Raw genomic sequence first — 24,206 nt, 5'->3', positions numbered from 1 at the left:
CCGGCCTCGCATGATCAAGCGCGCACTCCCCGTCACCCGCGAAGCGAACTTCGCCGAATGGTATCAGTCCGTCATCACGGAAGCCGACCTCGCCGAGGAATCCGGCGTGCGCGGTTGCATGGTCATCCGGCCATGGGGGTATGGCATCTGGGAGCGGATCCAGCGCCTGCTCGACGACCGGATCAAGGCGACCGGGCATGAGAATTGCTATTTCCCGCTGTTCATCCCGCTTTCCTATTTCGAGAAGGAAGCGGAGCATGTCGAAGGCTTCGCCAAGGAAATGGCGGTCGTCACGCATCACCGGCTGGTGAGCGACGGCAAGGGCGGGCTGATGCCCGATCCGACCGCGAAGCTGGAAGAGCCGCTCGTCGTGCGGCCGACCTCGGAGACGGTGATCGGCACTGCCTTTGCGCGCTGGGTCCAGTCGTGGCGCGACCTGCCCGTGCTGATCAACCAATGGGCGAACGTCGTACGCTGGGAGATGCGCACGCGCATGTTCCTGCGCACCAGCGAGTTCCTCTGGCAGGAAGGGCATACCGCGCATGCCTCGGCCGAGGAGGCACGCGAAGAGACGCTGAAGATGCTCGAAGTCTATCGCAGCTTCGCCGAGGATTGCCTGGCGCTGCCGGTGATCGCGGGCGAGAAGCCGGAGAATGAGCGCTTCCCCGGCGCCGTCGCGACCTATTCGATCGAAGCGATGATGCAGGACGGCAAGGCGCTCCAGGCGGGCACCAGCCATTTCCTCGGCACCAATTTCGCGAGCGCGCAGGGCATCCGTTTCCAGAATGCCGCGGGCGAGCTGGAACTGGCCAATACGACGAGCTGGGGCGTCTCCACCCGAATGATCGGCGGCGTGATCATGGTGCATGGCGACGATGACGGCCTGCGCGTGCCGCCGCGCATCGCGCCGTGGCAGATCGTGATTGTGCCGATGCTGCGCGACCAGCCCGAGGACGCGGCGATCGTCGATTATTGCAAGGCGCTGCAGGCGGAACTGGCGAAGCTGTCGGCGTTCGGCGAGCCGGTGCGGGCGTTGCTCGATCTCAAGCCCGCCAAGGCAGCGACCAAGCGCTGGGGCTGGGTCAAGAAGGGCGCGCCGATCGTGATCGAAGTCGGCGGTCGCGATGTCGCAGGCGGCAACGTCTCGGTGATCCGGCGCGACCGGCTCTATCGTGAGGACGGCAAGCTCGACAGCGCCGTGGTGGCGCAGGCCGATTTTATCAGCGAGGCGGCAGCTACGCTGGAGGGAATCCAGACGAGCCTGCATGCCGAGGCGCGCGGGCGGCTGGAAGCGAACATCGCGCGCGACGTGACCGATTTCGCCGGGATCGAGCGGGCCTTTGCCGAGAACGTAAAGAACCCTGGCTGGGTCGAAGTGCAATGGTCGAAGCCGACCGGCGCCGCGCTGGAAGCTGTGGGCGAGCGGCTGAAGGCGCTGAAACTCACGATCCGCAACGCGCCGATGGATGCGGCCGCGGTTGATGGCGCCTGCGTGTTCACGGGCGAGCCGGCGGTGGAACGGGTTTTGGTGGGGCGGTCCTATTAGGGCCTCACCTTCCTGTCGCACCGCCGGCACTCCGCCGCGCCGCGGGTGATGCGGTAATGGATCGGTCATGGGAAAGAGCGAGGCAGGATGATGCTCACGCGCCATCCTGCCTCGCCTTCGCATGCCTGGTGGTACCGTTGAATCGATCGGTGGCCGAAGCGGGTTGGGTCACGATTTTCGCGATTCATCAGGCGATCCGGGATGCAGCCGATTGGCGAGCCGCCGGTGCGATAGTCATCGTGCCGGCTGTTGGAGCCGTGGCGTAGTATCGCGGCAGAACAGCTAACGGACTTTGCACGGGGACGTTCGATTCCGGCAAATAACCGGCGATTTATGCGAGGCACCTGCGAACAGGGCGAAATCGAGCGGTTCTTGGCGGCTGCACGAGAATTATTACACGTCGCAGGTTGATGGGTGCGTGGGGACTGGGAGCGACGGGCCTGGTCGGGTGAGGTATATTGAACATCTATTGTCACTTTACTCGCAGAATTTTGCAGGGGGTATCGGTTTTTCATCGCGCTTTTCTTTGTGCTGGAATCGGGTACTTGGCGGCTCGCTCCGGATCGGGCTGGCCTGGTGGTTCGGGACACTCCAGCACGAAGGGGCGGGAGGTTGAATCGGCGTTGGTAGGTAGCGGTGCCTGTCATGGTGCGCTTGGCGGCGGTGTGTTGGGTTGCGGCAGGATGATGCCGGCCTTGTCGAAGTTCGCCTCCAGCGACGCTGGAAGTGGCCGCTAGCGGTCAGGGAGGTAAAAGCGATCGACATTGGAAAGCTGCCGTCGCTAGGTGGCAAACGCAGTTGACCGCTTCTGAATATTCCCAGTCATTCTGCGGTCTCAACGTGAACATTTGCTGCCATCGGAAGCAGTCGCTTACTGTCGAGAGGACGCGAGCCAGCAATACATTCAACTTTCGTCGTTCCTCGTTGCTTGCAGCGAGTCCAGAAACTGCAGTTTTTTAGGGTCATGCCCTTCCAAATCGGAGTGCCAGCTGTAAGCTTGCGTATCCGACCAATAGTGAGGCCGCGCAGCGCGCGGAACGTTACGGGTCGGGGCCGCAAATTTGGCGGGATTTTAGGCCGACAAGCGGTCTGAGGGGGAGCGAATGATCTCGGGATCGAGGAAGCTGCCATCGCAGCATGTGACAATACGTGTGCCTTGGCACGACGGAGGATGGAACGGCCGCGTATGCATCTCGCCCTCGGCAAACACCGCCTGCCTTGTGCTAAGCCGAATCGCTGCGGGAAAGCGCGACGACCAGGACGAGCAAGCTGGGCAACTCTTCGAGGAGTTGGCTGCCTCGGTCATGCCGCCGTGCATTGACGAGCGGGTCAGCTTCATGGCTGACCACGATCTTGTCCTGAAGAAGCAGCATCCCTACAAGTCTTCGAGCCCCGAGAGCCATGGGCACTTTGGCGAAACCACGCTCAGGCTCGAAGCCTTTTCGGCCGCCTGCATTCCCTTCGGATGGATGCTGAAGTCCAGCGTGGAAGGTGACGAGAAGTCGGGGGAGGTCGGGAAGGCGGCGGCACTGCGACTGGGCTATCAGCCGGAACGCGAACCCGAACTCTCCTTCGAGACTGGCTGGGTCCAGGACAAGGCGAATCAGCTCGTCATGCTGGACACGTTCTTCGGCGCGCTTGAGCCCGGAGCCTCCCTCTGCTTCTTCTACGCGAAGAAGACACCGCTCTCCGAAAGTGCTAGCCGCGTGATAGTCGGAGCGGCGCGGGTGAAAGGCATCGGCCAGTACACCGAATACGCCTACGACGCGCCGGGTGACCTCCAGGGCGTCCTTTGGGAACGGTGCGTTCGGCATAGCCTGCGCCCCGGCGGCGCAGACGGGTTCCTGATGCCCTACTACGACGTGCTCGCCGCCGCGAATGTCGACGCTGGCATTGCGGTTGAGGAGTGCGTCGCGTTCGCGCCGGACGATCAATTCGACGCGTTCTCGTACGGGTCAGAGCATCTTAGTCATGACGGCGCCATAGCGTCGCTGCTCGCGTGTGCCAGCGCACTGAGGGCGTCGGCAAAAGTGATCGAGACGGACATATCGAACTCGCTCGCCTGGATCGACCGGGAGGTCGCCCGCCTCTGGACCGCGAGGGGAATCCACCCCGGGCTTGGCAGCGCGCTGACAGCCTTCGGACTAGAGCATGGGGCGCTGCTCGCTCACGAGATCGCGAGCGCCGGAAGCAGGGAGGGCGAGGTGTTCGACGGCTTTTCATTCATCGATGGGTTCGTCGCCGCGCCGAAGTCGTTCCCGCAAGCGGAGTCGTTCGGCTTCGGATCCACCTACCGCGAGAAGTGGCGGGGGCTGGCCAAACCTCGCCGGCAGCTTCTCGACCTCATCGCCCGGTGCAGCCTCATCGCCGATCAGGCGATCAGGGCCTACCAGCCGAGCCAGCGCGACTATTCGGAAGAGACGACGGATGCCGAGATCTTGGCGAACCCCTATCTATTGTTTGAGCGCGACGAAGCTGCGGCCGACCGCACGGCCTTTGGCATCATCGACCGTGGCGTCTTCCCAGCTGATGCGGTCCGCGCGAAGGTCCCATTGCCGCCGGGCACGGATATGAGCGACGGCATCGACCGCCGCCGGGTGCGTGGGCTCGTGACCGAACTGCTCGAGCGGGCAGTACAGCTGGAGGGCCACACCCTACTGCCGCGGAGCTGGATCGTGAGACGCGCGCTCGACTCTGCCTTGGAACCGCGCTGTGCGGTCGATGAAGACGTCCTCGACATGGTGGCCGCCCATCTCGCGCAAACCTTGGAGGAGGCTAAGACGTCGGGGGGCGAGCCCGCGCTGAAGCTGAGGCGGTACGGCTCGGCCCGCACTGTGATCACCAACGCCGTTCGCAAGCGGGTGGCGGGCAAGCGGCACGTACTCTCCCACAACTGGCGCGCGCTCGTGGACGCCGCTTTGCCCGACATGGACGTCGGTCCTGACGCCGAGACCGAGGAGTTGGCCCGCCAAGAAAAGACGGCCGCGCTTGAACAGCTAGCGTCGGGACGCTTCTCAGTGCTGATCGGGCCTGCAGGATCCGGCAAGACCACGCTGCTCAAGGTAATCTGCGACCTCCCCGAGGTCGCGGTGGGTCGCGTCCTGCTGCTCGCTCCGACGGGCAAGGCGCGCGTCCGCCTAGAGGAAGCCACCGAGCGCTTAGGCGAGGGCATGACCCTTGCCCAATTCCTTCAGCGACACGAGCGCTATGACGGGTCGAGCGGTCGTTACTTCCGCAATCCGGAGGCTCCCCGCGAGAAGAGCTATCGCTCTGTGGTCGTCGACGAGTGCTCGATGCTCACCGAAGACCAGCTCGCAGCGCTCATCGACGCGATCGAAGGAGTCGACAGGCTAATCCTGGTTGGCGATCCCCGCCAGCTGCCGCCGATCGGCGCTGGCAGGCCCTTCGTTGACATCTGCCGGCACCTAGCGCCCGACGACGCCAAACCGAAATTCCCCAAGGTGGCCTCCGGATACGCCGAGCTGACGATCATTGGACGGCAGCGGGGTCACGACAGGGGCGACGTGCTGCTCGCCAGGCAGTTCAGCGGTGAACCCCTGGATGCAGGCGCCGATGAGGTCTGGGATGCACTCCAGCTGGGCACTCTGTCGCACGTCCGGACCGCCCGGTGGGGCCTGCCGAGTGATCTGGAGCTCGTCCTAGCGGAAGAACTGGTGCGAGGCCTGAAGCTGGCGGACGGATCAGATCAGATCGGCTTCGAACGGAGCATCGGCGGTAGCGAATGGGAAGGCCACGTGCTGTTCTGGGCGCGCCGGTCCGGCGAGACCGAAGGCGGCGCGGCAGCGAGCTCGCACGACTGGCAGATCCTATCGCCGGTTCGTGCGGGTATATCAGGTGTCGAGGCCATCAACCTGGCCGTGCAGCGCCGCTTCCGGAGCAAGGTGCGTGACAGAGCGTTGACCAGATACGCCAAGATTCCGAAGCCGGCTGGGCCGCAGGGAGTGCTGTGGGGCGACAAGGTCATCAACCTGCGCAACAACGGGCGCCGACGGACCTATCCGCGCCAGGAGCGGCCCTACATCGCGAACGGTGACATCGGCGTGGTCGTCGGGGGCTACAAGACAGCCAAGATGAAGTTCCGCCCCAAGGATCTTGAGGTCGAGTTCGCGAGCCAACCGGGGATCAAATTCACGTACTATGCTGGCGAGTTCTCCGGCGAGGAAGGATCCCCCGATCTCGAGCTCGCATACGCACTTACAGTGCACAAGACCCAGGGGAGCCAGTTTGGGCGATCGTACCTCGTGCTTCCGCGCAACTGCCGTCCGCTCTCGCGGGAGCTGCTCTACACTGCGATCACCCGGCACCGGAACGAACTTGTTATCCTTCACGAGGATGAGCTGGGGGCACTACGCCGCTTCGCGGATCCGTCGGCGTCCGAGATCGCGCGCCGGATGACCGACCTTTTCACTGATCCCGGCCCGGTTGAGGTCAAGACGAGCTCGGGGCCGCGTTTCCTCGACCAGCACCTCCTGCACCGCACGAGCAGGGGCGAGTTCGTCAGGTCGAAGTCCGAACTTGCGATCGCCGAGAAGCTGCATGGGATGGGGATCGCCTACGTTTATGAGCGGCCCATGCTGCTGGGCGGCAAGACACGCTGGCCCGACTTCACGATCGCTGACGACGAGTCCGGCGTCACCTACTATTGGGAGCACTTGGGAATGCTGTCGGACCCGCAATACGCGGCGCGCTGGCAGACCAAGCGCGCCGCCTATCTCGCTGCCGGAATCCGGCCGATCGAGGAGAATGCGGGCGGGGACGTGCTAATCGAGACGCGCGAGCTTGTTGGCGCCGGGCTGGACATGAGCGAGGTGGAAAGGCTGGCGAAGCTGATGTCGCCTTAACGTGTTACCGGTTGCGCCGCTGCAGCTGCGAACGTCCACCTGCGGACATATGTCGGCTCCTAACCAAAGCGGTCGTTCACCGTAATCGATGCGAACATCGGGTAAGTCCCAAAGTCAGCCATTCCGGCTTGCCGGCAGAAGATGACCCAATGGCAGCTTTTTGCGATTGCCGATCGGACGGATGAACGACGCCAATTGGGCGCAAAACAGTCGTTCGTCCTGCGGTGCTCCCTAGTCCCCCGCAGGCGCGCCTATCCCGGCAGTTCCGCCTTCGGAAACCCCGTCCACACCTGATCATAATCCTCGTCCAGCGCCCCTGTCTCCAGCGCATAGTCGGTCGGGTGGAAGACCCAGCGGCTCTCGATCATGAAGGCCATGGTGCCGTCGATCTTGTGCGGCTTCAGCTCGGCCTCGCTCGCGCCCTTCCAGCTCGCGACGTCGGGGCCGTGGCCGCTCATCTGGTTGTGCAGCGACAGCGCGCCCGGGTTGAAGCCGTCGGCCTTGGCGTCATAGGCGCCCGAGATCAGGCCCATGCATTCGCTCATCACGTTGCGGTGGAACCAGGGCGGGCGGAAGGTATTTTCGGCGACCATCCAGCGTGGCGGGAAGATCACGAAATCGACATTCGCGGTGCCGGGCACGTCGCTGGGTGAGGTCAGCACGGTGAAGATCGAGGGATCGGGATGGTCGAAGCTGACCGAGCCGATCGTGTTGAAGCGGGCGAGATCGTATTTCCAGGGCGCGTAATTGCCGTGCCAGGCGACGACATCCATCGGCGAGCGGCCGAGATTGGTCGTCCAGAGCTTGCCGAGGAATTTCTGCACCAGCTCGAAATCGCCTTCGCGATCTTCGAACCAGGCGACGGGCGTCTCGAAATCGCGCGGGTTGGCCAGGCCGTTGGCGCCGATCGGACCGAGATCGGGCAGGCGGAACGGCGTTCCGTGATTCTCGGCGACATAGCCGCGGGCCTTGCCGTCGGGCAGCACGACACGGAAGCGCACGCCGCGGGGGATCAGCGCGATCTCGCCGGGCTTCACGTCGATGCGGCCAAGCTCGGTATAGAGGGTGAGGGTGCCCATCTCGGGCAGGATCAGCAGCTCGCCATCGGCTGAGACGAAGGCGCGGTCGACCATGTTCTTCGAGGCACGGTAGATGTGCATCGCGACACCGGCCTGGCTCTTCGGACCGTCGCCCGCGACGACCATCGTCGTCAGGCTGTCGAGCCAGTCATTGTCTTCGAGGTCGAGCGGGCCCCAGCGCAGGCGGTTGGGGGCGAGCGGCTCCTTGCCGATGCCGGGGGCGAAACGCCTGGCGCCGGTGTAGCGCGCGAAGGCGGGGTGCGCGGCGGAGGGGCGCAGGCGGTAGAGCCAGGAGCGGCGATTCTCGTGGCGTGGCGCGGTGAACGCGCTGCCGCTGAGCTGCTCGGTATAGAGGCCGAAAGGAGGCTTCTGCGGGGAGTTGCGGCCGATGGGCAGGGCGCCGGGGACTGCCTCGGTCGCGAAATGGTTGCCGAAGCCGGTTTGGTAATCGGACAAAGGTTTTGCTCCCATATCCCTCTCCCTTGACGGGAGTTTCGGCTGGCGCCGGGTAAATCATGCCCCCGGCATGATTTAGAAACGCCTGGGAGGCGTTTCGCCCCGGCACCAGCCGAAACTGGTTGCGCAGACCTGGTCCGCGTTCTTCACGCGGGCCTAGTCGGAGCTGGGTGAGGGTGAGGCGCTCGCCGTTCAGCGAGCGCTCGTGGCCCCACCCTCCCCAACTACGACTAGGCAGCAAGCTGCCAAGTCTTCGTATCCTCTCCCGTCAAGGGAGAGGAACAAGATTACGCCTCGACCGCGCCCGGCACCACGCCACGCCTGATCTGGTCGAGCTCGATGCTCTCGAACAGCGCCTTGAAGTTCCCCTCGCCGAAGCCGTCATTGCCCTTGCGCTGGATGATCTCGAAGAAGATCGGACCGACCATGTTCTCGGTGAAGATCTGCAGCAGCAGGCCGCCGCCGGTCTCCGGTGCGCCGTCGATCAGGATGTCGCGCTTGCGCATTTCCTCGACGTCGTGGTTGTGGCCGGGCAGGCGCTTGTCGATCAGGTCGAAATAGGTCTGCGGCGTGGTCTGGAAACGGATGCCGTTGGCGCGCAGCGCATCGACCGTGGCGAAGATGTCGTCGGTCGCCAGCGCGAGGTGCTGGATGCCTTCGCCCTTATAGTCCTTGATGAACTCCTCGATCTGCGAATGCTCGTCCTGGCTTTCGTTGAGCGGGATGCGGATCTTGTCGTCGGGTGCGGTCATCGCCTTGGAGAACAGGCCGGTGGCCTGGCCCTCGATGTCGAAATAGCGGATCTGGCGGAAGTTGAAGATACGCGAATAATAGTCCGCCCAATAATCCATCCGCCCACGCTGGAGATTATGGGTGAGGTGGTCGAGCGTGTGCAGGCCGACACTATGCTGGTCGGCGCTGGCGCCCTCAACGGGCTCGAAATCGATGTCGTAGATCGTCGCGGCGCCGCGGCGGTCGACCAGATAGAGATTCGCCCCGCCAATGCCCTCGATCGCGGGGATGTTGAGTTCGGCCGGGCCGACCTTGCCCTCGACCGCCACCGCGCCGCGCTCGACCGCGAGCTTCAACGCCTTGGCCGCATCGGCCACGCGGAACGCCATCGCGTTGGCCGAGGGGCCGTGCTGCTCGCGAAAATTCGCGACCTGGCCGTTCGAATCCATGTTGAGCAGGAAGTTGATGTCGCCCTGGGCATAGCGCCGGACATTCTTGGAGCGATGCGTACCGACATGGGTGAAGCCCATCTTCACGAACAGATTCGCCAACGCATCGGGGTCGGGCCCGGTGAACTCGACGAACTCAAAGCCGTCCAGGCCCATGGGATTGTCTTGGCGGTCGGTCATCGCGAATCTCCGAGGCGTAAAGTGGTAACAGATGAAACTATATCGCGGTTTTTGCGGTCCGTCCACGGTGAAAGGTCACCTTGCCATCGCTTCGGCCCCTGACTACGGGCTCGTAACGATATGGCAGGATTCAAACCAAGCGAGCCTGGGTTCGACCGTGCCGGGCTCCTCGCGCTCCTGTTCGCGACAGCCACCCTGGGCACCGAAATGGTCCTGTTCACGACGGTCCGAACACCGCCCGGCATCGCTATCCTGTTGACTCTCCTGTTTTTCTCGCTTACATCCATTTTCATTCTGTTCCGGTTTCAGGTGCCGGATATTGTCCGCCTTCCCATGACGGCCTTGCTGATTATCGCGCTTCTGGTGATGGGCCTCCGCGCCGACCCCTTCGGTATCTCCACCGGGCGCGACGACATGCCGGGCGCCTCCGGCCCGGCTCGGCAAGGAGTCGCCACTGCCGCAGGGAAGACACCGTCGCAGGACGAGGCGGACGTTCCGGTGGAGTCGGACGGCGAGACGCGATCACATCCGACCATCGCCCTGAATCCGGACCCGGCCGGCGATCGCGGCTGGGCAACCAGGATCAACGGCGACGTGGCGAAGGCGATCGCCATGCCCGGGGCCTCCGACTTCCTGATCGAAGGCTCGGTCGCGAATTCCAGCAACGATGCCGGCGAACGGGTCATGATCGTCTGGTCGCTCCAGGCGGGTGACAAATGGGTCAGTTGCGGCAGCACGACCGCGATGAGCCCCAATGAGGGGCTGATCCTCGACCAGATCAAGCATGTCTTCGGCAGGGCGATCGAGGAATCGGTCAAACGCGGGCAGCCGACCTGTTTCTGAAACCCGCGCGATGCCTTCGCGCGCTGAAAACCCTTAGTCCGGGGTCGTCGTGATCAGCATGATTGCGCCGCTGATGGCAAAGCCGCTGGCGATCGGCGCGATCGAGACGCGCACGGGCACCTCGATGCCGGCATTGGTCAATATCTTGCTGCCAAAGGCGCGCGAGGCGGCGCTTCCCTCCAGGACCACCTCGATCGCCTCCCGTACGGCAGCCCGGCTCGCGGGTACGGTCAGATCGGCGAAGCGCGTGCCCTTCAATTGACCGGGCGCCAATCCCGTCAGGGCAGCGAAACGCGCGTCGAGCTGTGCGATCGTTGCCCGCACGGTCAGCTTGACCGTGGCAATATATCCATGAGCCGCGCAGGCGCGCTCCAGCGCCTCGCCGTCGATGGCGGTCTTGTCGAAATTGCGATCGTGGAAGACGCGAACGATCAACGCCACGCCATTCGGCCAGAGAAAGGCCTTGATGCGCAGGGGAGGGTGCTGCGGCGTTTCTCCGGGCAATTCGAAATGGGTTTCCTCGCCCGTGCGGGAGACGTGCCGGATGCAGGCGATGGCCGGGCCGCAGCCGACCTGCGGCAAGATCTCGTCGATCCGCCTGCCGATGACCTCGCCGCAAGGGTGGCCAAGCAGCAGGGTTGCCTCACTGGACGACTGGATGACCTTCAGGTCGTTGTCGATGATGACGAGGCCGCCATCCATATGCTTCATCAGCAGGGCGAATTCGAGCGTGCCCTGGTCCGGCTTGGGCCGTTCGCCATGGTCCGCCTGGCTTACTTCTCGCCACCTGTCGTTGCTCACCAGCACGTAACGGGGGCGGCCGTGGTGGGTGATCGTCAGTGGCCGGTCCTGGGCACGTTCCTGCCAATATCCGAAATTTCGCGTAATTTCCGCAGAAGTTACAGAATCTTTCTGTTCGACGCTGTGCATAATGACCTTCGCCCGTTGAACGTTGCTGGCTTCGCAGGGTTTTTTTGCTTCTTCACGATATTATTTGTAACGGTCAAATAACGAAATACCGATGCCGCGATGCAATATGATAGCGGTACCGCGACATTCAGGATAATTACGTATAATCCTCAGATCCTCCCCCTCGTCGTCATTACCGCATGTTATTGCTGATCATACATCATTTGAGCATGGGGACCAAAGCAACAAATCGGATAGAAAGAACGCGAATTCGATCCATTTTGGCTGTGAAGGTTCGCGATTTTATAGTAGGTGTCTCCGGCACTGCTGTCATCGAGATGGCGCTGGTCTTGCCGCTCCTTTTGATGCTCGTCATGGGCGTCGTGACCTATGGGCATCTCTTTTTCCGCGCCCATGACGTTCAGGAGGCAGCGAACGACGCCGCCCGGGCGACCATTTCGGGCCTGAACGCTGCGGAGCGCGCGAGCATCGCGCAAGAGAGCGTGCAAACCAGCTTCAGGCGAACCGGGACGCTCGACCCGACCCGGTCCAGCATCGTGATCGAGGATGACGGCACGACGCTCGTCGTTCGGCTGACCTATGACGCATCCAACGATCCATTGCTCAGCCTCGGCGTGCTGCCGGTCCAGGACAGGATGATCCGGCGCAGCGCCGCGATCCGGCTCGGGGCGCTTTAGGATGCGGCGGATCCGCCTTCGCCCCCTGGGCTCCCTGATCAGCGACCAGAAGGCCAGCGTTACGATCCTGACGGCCGGCGGGCTGCTGATGATGATCAGTGCCACGGCGCTGGCGGTGGATGTCGGCTCCCTGTACCTCGGCAAACGAAAGCTTCAGGGTGTGGCCGATGCGGCCGCGCTCGCGTCGGCAACCGCGATCGACGATCCCGGACCGGGCGCGAATGCCGCGATCCAGGCGAATTCGGACGGGAATGCCCGGGTCCAGACGCTCACGCCGGGCGTCTATTCCGCGGATGCCTCCATCGCCGTGGCGCAGCGCTTTGCCGCAGGCGGTTCGTCTCCGAACGCCATCCGGGTCGTACTGGTGAAGGACGCGCCGCTCTTTTTCGGGCGGTTTCTGACCGGTCATGCGACGATGGAGATCTCCGCCAGAGCCATTGCCACCAGGATGGACATGGCGGCCTTTTCGATCGGATCGAGATTGGCCGCCGTGCAGGGCGGCTTGCCCAATGCCCTGCTGTCGGGGCTGGCCGGTACGACCCTGAACGTATCGGTGATGGACTATAACGCGCTGGTCGGGGCGAATGTGGATATCCTGGCCTTCTCGGATGCGTTGCGGACCCAGGCGCATCTGAGCGCGGCGACGTTCGGCGACACGTTGGACAGTCGGGTCACGCTCCCCCAGGCGCTTTCCGCGCTGGCTGCCGTCACGGGAGACCCGACGGCGGCGGCAGCATTGCGGTCGATGGCATTGAAGGTGCCGGCAACCACGATCCGCCTTTCCGACCTGATCGATCTCGGGCCGCTCGGGGGCCTGAACAGGGTGGACCCGTCAAAGCCGATATCGACCGATTCCTATGCCGTCGCTCGCGAGATGCTCGAGCTTGCGAACGGCCAGCGACAGGTCGCGCTGGACCTTGGCCTCGCCGTGCCGGGTATCGCTTCGTCGAGGCTGACCCTGGCGATCGGGCAGCGGCCCTCCCATTCGCCCTGGCTGGCCGTCGACAGCGATGGATCGACCATCGTCAGGACGGCGCAAAGCCGGCTGTACCTCGATACGACTCTGGCCGGCGCGGCGACCCTGGGCCTCGTTTCGGTGCGATTGCCGGTCTATGTCGAACTGGCGCAGGCACAGGCGAAGCTGTCGGCGATCTCCTGCCCCAACGGCGCGGCGCGTGCGCGAGTCACGCTGGATGTGATGCCTGCGGTCGGCGAGATATCCATCGCGGATATCGACACCGGCACCCTCGGCGATTTCACTGCCCCCGTCACCAAGCGGCGCGCGCTGATCGCGCATGCCGTGCTGATCGATGTGACCGGTCAGTCAAGCGTTACGCTGGGCGGGGTGAATTGGCAGAGCGTCACCTTCTCGGCCGACGATATCGCGGCGCACCGGCCGCTTACGGTATCGACGAACGATATCGCCCAGGGAGTGGCCACGTCGTTGATCGGGCGGATTGACCTGCGCGCGACCGCGCTTGGCCTGGGGCTCAACCTGTCGTCGGTGACCGCGACGGTTGGCGGCGCCCTGAACGTCGCGGCGCCAGCGCTGGACGGCGTGGTGGATCAGGTCACCAACTTGCTGGGCGTCCATGTCGGACAGGCCGACACATGGATCGACGGGGTCCGCTGTGGAACGCCGGCGCTGGTCGGATAATCGGGAGGGCAAGCATCCATGAAACAGGCTGAAGTGATGACCGGAAACTCCGCTGATCCAATGGATCTCGACAGGCGGACCGATCGTCGCGCAACGCGGCGATGGATTACCGATCTCGACATTACTTTCCGGCGGGACGGGTCGCGCGCCTTCAGCGGCAGGATGATCGAGATTTCGCGAGCGGGATGCAAGCTCGCCACCGGTTTCACGCTCGACAGAGGCATCCGGATCTTCATCACTATTCCCGGATTCGAGACCTTTGTCGGAGTCACCGCATGGGCAGAGAACGAGATGGCGGGCATACGCCTCCACAAGGAGCTGTATCCCGCCGTCGTCGATCATATCCTTAGCCTCAACCCGCGCCACTCCGTGGAGCTGAACCGAGTCCATTGGGAAATGTCGCTCGACTTCGCGATCTGGAAAGTGCGGTCGCTGGCCGCGCAGCGCGAGGAGTGACCTTCAGAGAAGGGCGGCCCCGAAGGGCCGCCCGATCGTATTATCAGAGGGCGGCGCGCTTGCCGCCATCGACGTTGACGACATGGCCGGTGATGAACGACGCCTTGTCGGAGCCGAGGAAGACCACTGCCTGGGCGATTTCGTCCGGCGCACCGGTACGGCTCATCGGGATGGTCGAGGCGAGGCCTGCCTTGCCTGCTTCGTCGCCGGTGAAGCGATCGAGCATCGGCGTGTCGATCGGCCCCGGCGCGACGGCATTGACGCGGACGCCGAAGGGCGCGCCTTCCAGCGCGGCCGCCTTGGTCAAACCCTCTACGGCATGCTTGCTCGCGGTGTAGAGCGCGGCATTGGCAAAGGCAGCCTGACCGAGCACCGACGAGATGTTGATGATCGAGCCCGAGCCCTGGGCCTGCAGCACACGAAGCTCGTGCTTCATGCTGAGCAGCACGCCAAGCACGTTCGTATCGAACATCGCGGCATAGCTTTCCGGGGTCTGGTCGGTGATCGGGCCGAACTGGCCTTCAGTGCCGGCATTGTTGACCGCGATGTCGAGGCGGCCGAACCTGGCGACGGTGCCGTCGACCAGCGCGCGCAGATCCTCTTCATGGCGGACATCGGCGCGGATGAAATGGGCTTCGCCGCCGAGATTGCGCAGCTCCGCGGCGACTGCTTCGCCGGTTTCGGCGTTGCGGCCGGAAATGACGACCTTCGCGCCCTCACGGGCAAAGGCTTCGGCGGTGGCGCGGCCGATGCCGCTAAGGGCGCCGGTGACGAGGACGACGGGTGCTGACATGGTAATGATCCCTGATGAAACCTGGCAGGCGAACTGCACTGCGGTTCGTCAAATATGTACGTACGTATTATCTACAAGAGGCAAAATGTGCCTGTCATTATTTTATTTGATAAAGGTCTGATTGGGCGGGAATTTTAAAGCCGAGAGACGGCGGCTTCAGCGTAGCAGCGTGTTGAAAGTGATCCGTTTGAGCCGCTCCATCGGCTCAGCACTGCGTTCAACCTTGGCGAGCAGGTTCGTGCCCTGGAGCGATGCGACCAGGAAGGCCGCGATATCGTCACACTCCAGATCGGCACGGACTTCACCGGCCGTGACCGCCGCCCTTAGACAGGAAGCGATGGCAGCCTGCACCTCCTGAAAGATATGGATCAGGCGCGGGCGCATCATCTCGCTGTCGCTGTTCTCGGCGGCGAGATTGCCGATCATGCAGCCATTGCACACGGCAGCGCCAGACACACGGTCGATATTCGCCTCGAAAAAGGCGTCGAGCCGTTGGAGGGGAGTGAGGGCCTCATTGCGCAGGGTCTCGGCAAACAGGACGAGGCTCTGCTGGAAATAGATGTCCAGCACCTCGAGCCCGAACGCTTCCTTCGAGACGAAATGGTTGGTGAAAGAGCCTTGGGGCACGCCCGCCGCCTGGACGATATCGCGCACGCTGGCGCCGCCAAAGCCGCGCTCATGCACGACCCGGACGCCAGCGGAGAGGATTTTGTCGCGGTTAGAGAGCTTTGCCATCGCGATAATATGGGCGTCCATATTTTTATGTCAACTATGACAATGGGGTGACGGGGCGCCTGAGCCGCGCTAGCGAAGGTGCATGCCAAGCCTGAAGCTCGACCAGTTCCTGCCGTATCGACTGTCGATTGCGTCGAACCGCGTCTCGTCGGCGATTGCGACAGCGTATCAGTCGTTGTTCGGCCTGCGCATCCCCGAATGGCGGCTGATCGCGGTGATCGCGGAGAGCGACGGGCTGACCCAGCAGGCGCTGGGCGCGGCGACGCGCATGGACAAGGTGACAGTCAGCCGCGCCGCCATCGCGCTGGTCGATCGCGGGCTGGTCCAGCGCCGACCCAATCCCGACGACCAACGATCGCACCTGCTCTCGCTGACCAAGGCCGGGAAGACACTGTACGAAAGCGTCGCGCCCAAGGCGCTTGAGCTGGAGGCGCAGGTCTTTGCCGGCTTCTCCGCTGAGGAAATCGCGACGTTCAGCACGATGCTCGACCGGATCGAGGCATCGGCCGCGCCGCTCGACCCCGAACAGGCTTGATGACCGGCCCCGGCCTGTCCTAAGCGCACAGGCAGCCCTCCCCAGGCAGTCGCGACTTTTCCAGGAGGCCCAATGCCCGAAATGCTCGATCGTGCCGGTTTGTCCGTTGCTCCGCAGCTGGTCTCGTTCGTCGAGGAGCAGGTACTGCCGCCGCTCGGCGTGGATCCCGGCATCTGGTGGCAGGGCGTGGCCGACATATTCGGACTGTTCTCGCCCGAGAACCGCGCATTGCTGGCCAAACGTGACACGCTGCAGGAGCAGATCGATTCGCGCTACGCCGCTGGCGGTGCTGCCGACGAGGCGTTCCTGCGCCAGATCGGCTATCTCGTGCCGGAGCCTGCGCCGTTCTCGATCGGCACGCAGAATGTCGATCCCGAGATCGCGACCATGGCCGGGCCGCAGCTGGTCGTCCCCGTGCTCAACGCCCGCTTCGTGCTGAATGCCGCCAATGCGCGCTGGGGCAGCTTGTACGACGCGCTCTACGGCACCGATGCACTGCCCGGCATGGCCGTGCCGGGCGGCTATGACCCGGTGCGCGGCGCGCAGGTGATCGCGTACGCCAAGGCGTTCCTCGACGAGGCGGTGCCGCTGTCAGGCGAGAGCTGGGCTGCCTATCGTGGCGGAACGCCTGATCTGGTCGATCCGGCGCAACTGGTCGGTCGCAAGGGGGATTCGTTGCTGCTGCGGCACAACGGCCTGCACATCGAGGTGGTGATCGACCGGACCTCAGTCATCGGCGGCGGGGACCTGGGCGGCATCGCCGACGTCATCCTCGAATCCGCGATCACCACGATCGTCGATCTCGAGGATTCGATCGCTGCGGTGGATGCCGAGGACAAGGTCGCGGCCTACACCAACTGGCTCGGGCTGATGCGGGGCGACCTGGTCGAGAGCTTCGACAAGGGCGGTCGCACGGTCACGCGCAAGCTCAATGCCGATCGCAGCTATGACGCGGTCGCCGGCGGCACATTGGCCTTGCCAGGCCGCAGCCTGTTGTTCGTGCGCAATGTCGGTCATCTGATGACCACCCCGGCGGTGACGCTGGCCGATGGCAGCGAGGCGCCCGAAGGCATTCTCGACGCGATCATGACCGCGACGATCGCACTCTACGACCTGCGCGGGCTCGGTGCGTATCGCAACAGCCGCGCCGGATCCTTCTATGTCGTGAAACCCAAGATGCACGGGCCGGAAGAGGCCGGCTTCACCAACCGGTTGTTCGATGCGGTCGAGGATCTGCTCGATCTGGAGCGCCACACGATCAAGGTCGGGGTGATGGACGAGGAGCGCCGCACTTCGGCCAATCTCGCCGCCTGTATCGCGGCGGTGAAAGACCGGATCGTCTTCATCAACACCGGCTTCCTCGATCGCACCGGCGACGAGATGCACACGGCAATGCGTGCCGGGCCGATGATTCCCAAGGCCGAGATGAAGTCGAGCGACTGGATCAAGGCCTATGAGGACCGCAACGTCCGGATCGGGCTGGCGCACGGCTTTTCGGGCAAGGCGCAGATCGGCAAGGGCATGTGGGCGGCGCCCGATCGGATGGCCGATATGATGGAGCAGAAGATCGGCCATCCGAAATCGGGCGCCAACACCGCCTGGGTGCCGAGCCCGACCGCAGCGACGCTCCATGCGATGCATTACCATCAGGTCGATGTGTTTGCGCGCCGCGGGGAGATTGCGCGCGAGGCAATCCCTGGCCTGACGCCGCTGCTGACCGTGCCGGTGGCCAAGGGCCGCAACTTGACGCCGGACGAGGTGCGCGCCGAGCTCGACAATAATGCCCAGGGTATCCTCGGCTATGTGGTGCGCTGGATCGATCAGGGCGTGGGTTGCTCCAAGGTGCCTGATATCCACGATATCGGGCTGATGGAGGACCGCGCGACCCTGCGCATCTCCTCGCAGCATATGGCCAACTGGCTGCTCCACGGCGTGGCCACTGAGGCGGATATCGACGCGGCCTTTGCGCGCATGGCGGCCAAGGTGGACGTCCAGAATGCGGGCGACCCGCTGTACCGGCCGATGTCCGGGAACGAGGCGACGAGCCTGGCTTATCAGGCGGCGCGGGCCCTGGTGTTCGAAGGGCTGACTCAGCCCAACGGCTATACCGAGCCGCTGCTGCACGCCTATCGCGCGCGGGCCAAGGCGGAGGCGTAACCCGCGCAAAAGCATTGCGGATCGAAACTGATCTTTGCGTCCCTGCGAAAAATCGAATATCGGGTATCGTGGGAGAGCGATACATGGGCCTTGAGCATTTCGACGTCGTCGTTGTCGGCGCCGGTATTTCCGGCATCGGTGCCGGTTATCACCTGCAGAAGCTGTGCCGGGATCGCAGCTATGTGATCCTCGAAGGCCGCGCGGCGATGGGCGGGACCTGGGACCTGTTCCGCTACCCCGGTATCCGCTCCGATTCCGACATGTACACGCTCGGCTATTCCTTCCGCCCCTGGACCGAGGCGAAGGCGATCGCTGACGGGCCGTCGATCCTCAAGTATGTCAACGATACCGCCAGCGAGGCTGGGATCGACCGGCACATCCGCTATCGTCACCATGTGAAGCAGGCCGCCTGGTCCACACCCGATGCGCGCTGGACGGTCGAGGCCGACGGCCCGGACGGGCCGGTCGCCTTCACCTGCAATTTCCTCTTCATGTGCAGCGGCTATTATAATTACGCCCGCGGCCACACGCCCGATTTCCCCGAAGCGGAGAGTTTCGCCGGGCGCATCGTCCATCCGCAATTCTGGCCCGAGGATCTCGATTACAGCGGCAAGAATGTCGTGGTGATCGGCAGCGGCGCGACCGCGGTGACCCTGGTGCCGGCGATGGCCGACAAGGCCGCACATGTGACGATGCTGCAGCGATCGCCGACCTATGTCGTGTCGCGCCCGGCCGAGGACGGCTTTGCCAACTGGCTGCGGCGAAAGCTGCCGGCGATGCTTGCCTATGACATCACGCGTTGGCGCAACGTGCTGTTCCAGATGTTCTTCTACAATCTCGCGCGCAAGCGGCCGGAAAAGACCAAGGCGCGGCTGCTTGAGATGGTCCGTACCGAGCTCGGCCCGGATTACGACGTCGCGACGCATTTCACCCCGCGCTACAATCCCTGGGACCAGCGGCTGTGCCTGGTGCCGGACGGCGACCTGTTCGCCTCGCTCAAGAAGGGGGAGGCCTCGGTCGTCACCGACACGATCGAACGTTTCACGCCAACGGGCATCAAGTTGAGTTCGGGCGCGGAGCTTCCCGCGGACGTGATCGTCACCGCAACGGGGCTCGAGCTGCAACTGCTGAGCGACGTGGCATTCAGCGTCGACGGGGCGGCGGTCGATCTGTCGCAAACGTTCAACTACAAGGGCATGATGTACAGCGACGTGCCGAACCTGGCCTCGTCCTTCGGCTACACCAACGCGTCGTGGACGCTGAAGGCCGATCTCACCTGCGCCTATGTTTGCCGGTTGCTCAACACCATGAAGAAGCGTGGGCTGCGCCAGGCCACGCCGCGGATCGGCGACGATGTGCTGACGCCCGAGCCGTTCCTTAGCTTCACCTCGGGCTATGTCACGCGGGCGATGGAGAAGTTTCCGAAACAGGGCAGCAAGAAGCCCTGGAAGCTCTATCAGAACTACGCGAAGGACGTGGTCTCACTGCGCTTCGGCTCGGTCGATGACGGCATGGAATTCTCCAACCCCGCCTCACGCAAGCAGCCGGCTGAGCCGGTACGCGAACCAGTGACTGCCTGAGCTGCGTGCCCAAAATGGGGCACGCGCATGACACGTATCCGGAACCGATCCGGACGGAGAAGCCACCGATTTGGAGTTAATGGTTACCGGATTGCTGCGAGTCCCGAATCGGGACCGGGCCGGTATCTTCGCGCGTCGCCTAGTTCGGCAATCCGCGATGTGGCTAGTGGAAAGGAGGCAGGGCGTATCGACCCAATCTCCGACTAACCTTCGTTAAAGACAGGCTATTTCAGTCGGAGATCAGGTCGATTGACTGGATTACCAGGGACGGATGCCCTCGCCGTAGATCAGCGCAATAATGAACTTAAGCACTTGCTTTCTCCCTTGTGCACTCAGGCGAGCGCAGCTGTTTATTAACGGAAAATTAGGGATAAAGCAATCGGATTCCCGGGACTTTCGCGGCCCAAAGCGGGACGTTTAAGAGTTCCTTCAGCGGTCGACTGCTACCGCTCGTACCGATGGCGCGCGCTTCACGTTCATATAACCCGGCAAGGGGCCCCAGGGCGCGCGGTGCGCAGCTGCCTTTGTCGGCCGCACTTCGCCACCGCGCCGAAGGCGATGGCGGCGTTGCTGTGCCGCGCGCCGAAGTGCCGCCGGGCGGCATGAGCGGCTTCGAGAAACATCAGCGCCAGCTGCTGGAGCGGGCGGGGATGCCGTTCGACGATACTGACGGCATCGTGCCGCCTCTGCCCAAGGCCTGGCAGTTCCTGTGCCTGGCTGAAATCTCCAATTTCGCGGCATTGCGCCGTCATCTTGGCCGGTCGCGCGCTGACCGATTGCCGATCGACGTGAGCGACCGGATCGACGCCAGCCTGGCCGACGCCCGTATCTCGGTGGTCGGGCGCAATATCGTCGAGGTCGCCTTTGAAGGGGATTCGCTGACTGATCTCGCCGCCGCGCTTGGCTGCCTGACCGCCGATTTCGACCTGCCGCTCGACCTGGACGGCGAGCAGCACCGGCTCGAGATGCATTTCGGCGCCGCCGCTGCGCCGCTCGGCAATGCCGAGGACGTGCGGCTCGCCGAAGAGGCGGAAAGCGCGCTGGAGCAGGCACGGACCGAGGCCCATGCCGTCATTCGCGACCTTTCCGCGGGCACGCCGGCGTTCGACCGGCTGACGCTGACCCGCGAATTGCCGGGCGCGATCAAGAATGGCGAGATGTTCCTGCAGTATCAGCCCAAGGTCCATGTGCGCCGTCAGGAGATTGCGAGCGCCGAGGCGCTGGTGCGCTGGCAGCATCCGACCCGCGGGCTGATCCTGCCCGGCGACTTCATCACCGTCGCCGAGGAAGCGCGGGAGATCTCCGCGCTGACCTTGTGGACACTCGATCAGGTGATCTCCGACCAGCGCCTGCTGGCGCAGGATGGCAACGATCTGACCATCTTCATCAACATCTCAGGCCAGTTGCTCGCCGATGTGCGCTTCGTGAAGCTTGCCTGCTCCAAGGTCAGCGAGAGTGGCGCAAAGATCGGGTTCGAGATCACCGAGACCTCGGTGATCCGCGATCCACAGAGTGCGATCTTCAACCTCCAGGCCTTTGCCGATGTCGGCATCACCATTGCGATCGACGATTATGGCGCCGGCCTGTCGTCGCTGGCCTATCTGAAGCAGCTCCCGGCGAAGGAGCTGAAGATCGACAAGATGTTCGTGCTGCAACTGACCAGCAGCAACCGAGATCCGCTGATCGTGCGCTCCACCATCGACCTGGCGCATGCGCTGGAGATGGAAGTCACGGCCGAGGGCGTCGAGACCCAGGCGGCGATGGCGCTGCTCAGCGTGATGGGCTGCGACATGGTGCAGGGCTATCTGATCAGCCGACCCGTCTCGATCGACGCGTTCCGCCAGTTCCTGCGCGACGACAAGGCGCGCACCCCCGAAGACCCTGGCCATGCGATGTTCCGCCGCCCGGCGAGCTTCTGGAAGAGCGCCTGAACGCGCGACTGTCGCGGTTCCTTAGCGCGTATTTAACATGTCCCGTCCACAACGGCCCGAATGATGGGGCTCACTCTTCGCACCTTGGTGGCGGCGGCGCTGATGGCGCTGACGGCTTTGGGCGTGCCCGCTACGGCGCAGGCGCAGACCGCGCCGCAGGTGACGGACGCCGGTTCGCGCTTCGATTCCATGGTGGCCGACGCCAAGGCGATGATGCTGGTCGATCCCGGCAAGACGATCGAAAAAGCCAAGGCTGCGGAAGCCGAAGCAACGTCGCTCGAGGGACGTCAGCGGACCATCGCCATGGCGACCGCGCAATGGCTCCAGGGTGAAGCCTACCTCCGCCTCAACGATCTCGACCACGCCCAGCCCCTGATCGACCGCGCTTATGCGGCGGTTACGGGTAGCGGCGCGCCGACCAAGCTGAATGGCGATATCCTGCTGTCGCGCGGCGGCCTGCACACCGCCAAGGCCGATGTCGCCGCGGCACTTTCCGATTACCAGGCGGCACATGCGGTGTTCCGCGACCTTGGCGAGACACGCAGCCGTGCGGTCGCGCTGCTGAGCATCGCGCTGCTCTATCAGGAAGCCAAGGATTACGAGAACGGCCTGCGCTATTCGAGCCAGGCGATGGAGGTCTATCGCGGCGATCCGTCGCTGCTGCTGGCGATCTACAATAATCGCGGCGTGTGTCTGAAGGAGCTGGGCCGCTTCACCGAAGCCGAGAAGCAGTTCAACGAAGCGCTCTCGCTCGCGCGGACGATGAAGAGCCCCGGCCGCGAAGTGCAGATCCTGCGCAACATCGTCCGGGCGCAGCTCGCCACCGACAATCTTGCCGCTGCGGATCGGACCATAGCCGAGGTGGCGACGGTGTCGCGTGCCGCCGGCATGCCGACCGACAGCCAGGATTTGGGCCTGGCGGCGCAGGCAGCGCTCCAGCACGGCGATCTCGGACGGGCGACCTCGCTGATCGGACGCAGCTTTGCAGGCGTCGACCTGCACACCACGACCCTGGCGTTCCGCGAGGGGCATCAGACCGCCTATGACCTGTTCAAGAAGACCGGCGACGAGAAGCAGGCACTGCTCCATCTCGAGGCGCTGAAGCGGCTTGACGACCAGACCTCGACGCTCGCCGCATCGACCAACACCGCGCTTGCCGCCGCGCGCTTCGATTTCGCCAATCAGGAATTGAAGATCACCCGGCTGCAGGCGGCCGAGGCGCAGCGCAAGTACGAGGCCGAACAGGCGCGCGCGCAGACTCAGCGGATCATCTTTATCGGTGCCGCCGTCGCGACGGTCATCATCGTCTCGATGCTCGGCTTCGGCCTCGTTACGATCCGGCGCAGCCGCAACGAAGTGCGCGCCGCGAATATCGATCTGGCCGCGACCAACAGCGCGCTTGCCAAGGCACTGGCGGCGAAGACCGAGTTCCTCGCGACCACCAGCCACGAAATCCGCACGCCGCTCAATGGCATCCTCGGCATGACTCAGGTGATGCTGGCCGACAAACGATTGGCCGAGCCGATGCGCGACCGGATCGAGGTAGTGCACGGAGCGGGGCTCAGCATGCGTGCGCTGGTCGACGACATTCTCGACGTCGCCAAGATGGAAACCGGCAACATGACGATCGAACGCGAGGCGTTCGACCTGAAGGCGACGCTCCATGAGGTGTCGCGCATGTGGGAAGAGCAGGCGCGGGGAAAGGGCATCGGGTTCACGCTGGATCTTGCCGATTGTCCGGAGCGAATCGAGGGCGATGCCGCTCGGCTGCGCCAGATCACCTTCAACCTGCTGTCCAACGCGCTGAAGTTCACCGAGAGCGGATCCGTCCGCGTGCGCGCCTTTGCTCGTGAGGAAGGCGATCAACCGAAGCTGATGATCGAGGTGACCGACACCGGCATCGGCATCCCGGCGGACAAGAACGAGCTGATCTTCGAATCCTTCCGCCAGGTGGATGCCGGGACGACCCGCAAATTCGGTGGCACCGGGCTAGGGCTTGCCATCTGCCGGAACCTTGCCCGAGCGATGGACGGTGACGTGACGGTGCGCAGCCAGGTGGGCGAAGGGTCGGTCTTCACCCTCGAATTGCCGCTGTTCCGTGCCGCGGCTGTGGAGGCGACCGAAGAACGGACTGAAGCCCGTGCGCTGATCATTCTCGATCGCAATCCGATCTCGCGCAGCATGCTGCGTGCCGTGCTCGAGGCGCGGGCGGGCAGCGTGTTGTTCGCAAGCAGTGTCGATGAAGCGATCGGGCTGATGGCCGCGGGCGGAGTATCCCGGCTGCTCATCGATGACGCCACGCTGAAGGCGAGCGACAATATGCCGGGCGCAGTGCAGGCTCTGGCTGCGGCGGCGAAGGACGCCAGTGTGGTCTCGGCCCTGCTATGGCCGGCCCCGAGTGACGATCAACGGTCGGAATTTCTTGCGGCGGGGCTCGATATCGTGATTGCCAAGCCGATCGCCGGCGCGGCGTTGGCCGAATTGCTTTTTCCGTTGGATAAAAGCGACACGGACAACGACAGCCATCTTGTAACGCGCGCGGCATGATCAGATAGAGACATCCGATATGGTTCCATTTCACCACCAAGCGGCTAGCGCCCCGGCATTC

General features: G+C 63.9%; 16 protein-coding genes. 11 read left to right on the top strand and 5 right to left on the bottom strand.

Going from position 1 to position 24,206, the window contains the following annotated elements; genetic code table 11:
* The first annotated feature begins 10 nt into the window (after positions 1-10).
* Positions 11-1,546 (top strand): proline--tRNA ligase, encoded by a 1,536-nt coding sequence (gene proS, locus WC729_RS17730; RefSeq protein WP_372855137.1) that lies wholly within the window; start codon positions 11-13, stop codon positions 1,544-1,546.
* A 1,103-nt stretch (positions 1,547-2,649) separates the two neighbouring features.
* Positions 2,650-6,408 (top strand): ATP-dependent RecD-like DNA helicase, encoded by a 3,759-nt coding sequence (locus tag WC729_RS17725; RefSeq protein WP_372855135.1) that lies wholly within the window; start codon positions 2,650-2,652, stop codon positions 6,406-6,408.
* Positions 6,409-6,659: 251 nt separating this feature from the next.
* On the opposite strand, the gene hmgA is transcribed toward WC729_RS17725, so the two are convergent.
* Both hmgA and hppD read right to left on the bottom strand, forming a co-directional pair.
* A complete protein-coding gene (gene hmgA, locus WC729_RS17720; protein WP_372855133.1) occupies positions 6,660-7,958 on the bottom strand; it encodes a homogentisate 1,2-dioxygenase in 1,299 nt (432 codons plus the stop codon).
* Positions 7,959-8,230: 272 nt separating this feature from the next.
* Entirely contained in the window at positions 8,231-9,304 is a 1,074-nt protein-coding gene (gene hppD / locus WC729_RS17715; RefSeq protein WP_372855131.1) for a 4-hydroxyphenylpyruvate dioxygenase, read from the bottom strand.
* A gap of 333 nt (positions 9,305-9,637) precedes the next feature.
* Here hppD and WC729_RS17710 point away from each other — a divergent pair, with 333 nt between their 5' ends.
* Positions 9,638-10,147 (top strand): hypothetical protein, encoded by a 510-nt coding sequence (locus WC729_RS17710; RefSeq protein ID WP_372855129.1) that lies wholly within the window; start codon positions 9,638-9,640, stop codon positions 10,145-10,147.
* 33 nt (positions 10,148-10,180) lie between these two features.
* Here the strand turns inward: WC729_RS17710 and WC729_RS17705 are convergent, their stop codons facing one another.
* Entirely contained in the window at positions 10,181-11,077 is an 897-nt protein-coding gene (locus WC729_RS17705; protein ID WP_372855127.1) for a PAS domain-containing protein, read from the bottom strand.
* A gap of 209 nt (positions 11,078-11,286) precedes the next feature.
* On the opposite strand from WC729_RS17705, the gene WC729_RS17700 reads away from it, so the two are divergent.
* From WC729_RS17700 to WC729_RS17690, 3 genes are read left to right on the top strand one after another with little or no spacing between them, the layout of a single operon-like run.
* On the top strand, positions 11,287-11,754 hold the full coding sequence (locus WC729_RS17700; RefSeq protein ID WP_372855499.1) for a TadE/TadG family type IV pilus assembly protein: 468 nt from the start codon (positions 11,287-11,289) through the stop codon (positions 11,752-11,754).
* Between the two features lies 1 nt (position 11,755).
* Complete coding sequence (locus WC729_RS17695; protein ID WP_372855125.1) at positions 11,756-13,411, top strand: TadG family pilus assembly protein; 1,656 nt, start codon at positions 11,756-11,758, stop codon at positions 13,409-13,411.
* 18 nt (positions 13,412-13,429) lie between these two features.
* A complete protein-coding gene (locus WC729_RS17690; RefSeq protein WP_372855123.1) occupies positions 13,430-13,867 on the top strand; it encodes a PilZ domain-containing protein in 438 nt (145 codons plus the stop codon).
* 43 nt (positions 13,868-13,910) lie between these two features.
* Here the strand turns inward: WC729_RS17690 and WC729_RS17685 are convergent, their stop codons facing one another.
* On the bottom strand, positions 13,911-14,660 hold the full coding sequence (locus tag WC729_RS17685; protein WP_372855121.1) for an SDR family NAD(P)-dependent oxidoreductase: 750 nt from the start codon (positions 14,658-14,660) through the stop codon (positions 13,911-13,913).
* A gap of 156 nt (positions 14,661-14,816) precedes the next feature.
* Positions 14,817-15,395: a TetR family transcriptional regulator C-terminal domain-containing protein gene (locus WC729_RS17680; RefSeq protein WP_372855119.1), complete on the bottom strand. Its 579-nt coding sequence runs from the start codon at positions 15,393-15,395 to the stop codon at positions 14,817-14,819.
* Positions 15,396-15,477: 82 nt separating this feature from the next.
* Between WC729_RS17680 and WC729_RS17675 the strand changes: the two genes are divergently transcribed.
* The 5 genes from WC729_RS17675 (at position 15,478) to WC729_RS17655 (ending at position 24,145) form a co-directional block, all read left to right on the top strand.
* Complete coding sequence (locus WC729_RS17675; RefSeq protein ID WP_372855117.1) at positions 15,478-15,930, top strand: MarR family winged helix-turn-helix transcriptional regulator; 453 nt, start codon at positions 15,478-15,480, stop codon at positions 15,928-15,930.
* Positions 15,931-16,002: 72 nt separating this feature from the next.
* Positions 16,003-18,087: a malate synthase G gene (locus tag WC729_RS17670; protein ID WP_372855115.1), complete on the top strand. Its 2,085-nt coding sequence runs from the start codon at positions 16,003-16,005 to the stop codon at positions 18,085-18,087.
* Between the two features lie 83 nt (positions 18,088-18,170).
* A complete protein-coding gene (locus WC729_RS17665; RefSeq protein ID WP_372855113.1) occupies positions 18,171-19,667 on the top strand; it encodes a flavin-containing monooxygenase in 1,497 nt (498 codons plus the stop codon).
* Between the two features lie 524 nt (positions 19,668-20,191).
* The gene (locus WC729_RS17660; RefSeq protein WP_372855111.1) at positions 20,192-21,598 is read left to right on the top strand and encodes an EAL domain-containing protein; all 1,407 of its coding nucleotides are present in this window, start codon (positions 20,192-20,194) and stop codon (positions 21,596-21,598) included.
* 60 nt (positions 21,599-21,658) lie between these two features.
* Positions 21,659-24,145, top strand: a complete 2,487-nt coding sequence (locus WC729_RS17655) for an ATP-binding protein (RefSeq protein ID WP_372855109.1) — start codon at positions 21,659-21,661, stop codon at positions 24,143-24,145.
* The last annotated feature ends 61 nt before the right edge of the window (positions 24,146-24,206 follow it).

This window comes from Sphingomonas sp. (assembly GCF_041661825.1).
GTDB lineage: Bacteria > Pseudomonadota > Alphaproteobacteria > Sphingomonadales > Sphingomonadaceae > Sphingomonas.
The sequence above is the reverse complement of the archived record's forward strand: the minus strand, read 5'-3'. Positions and strand labels throughout refer to the sequence as shown.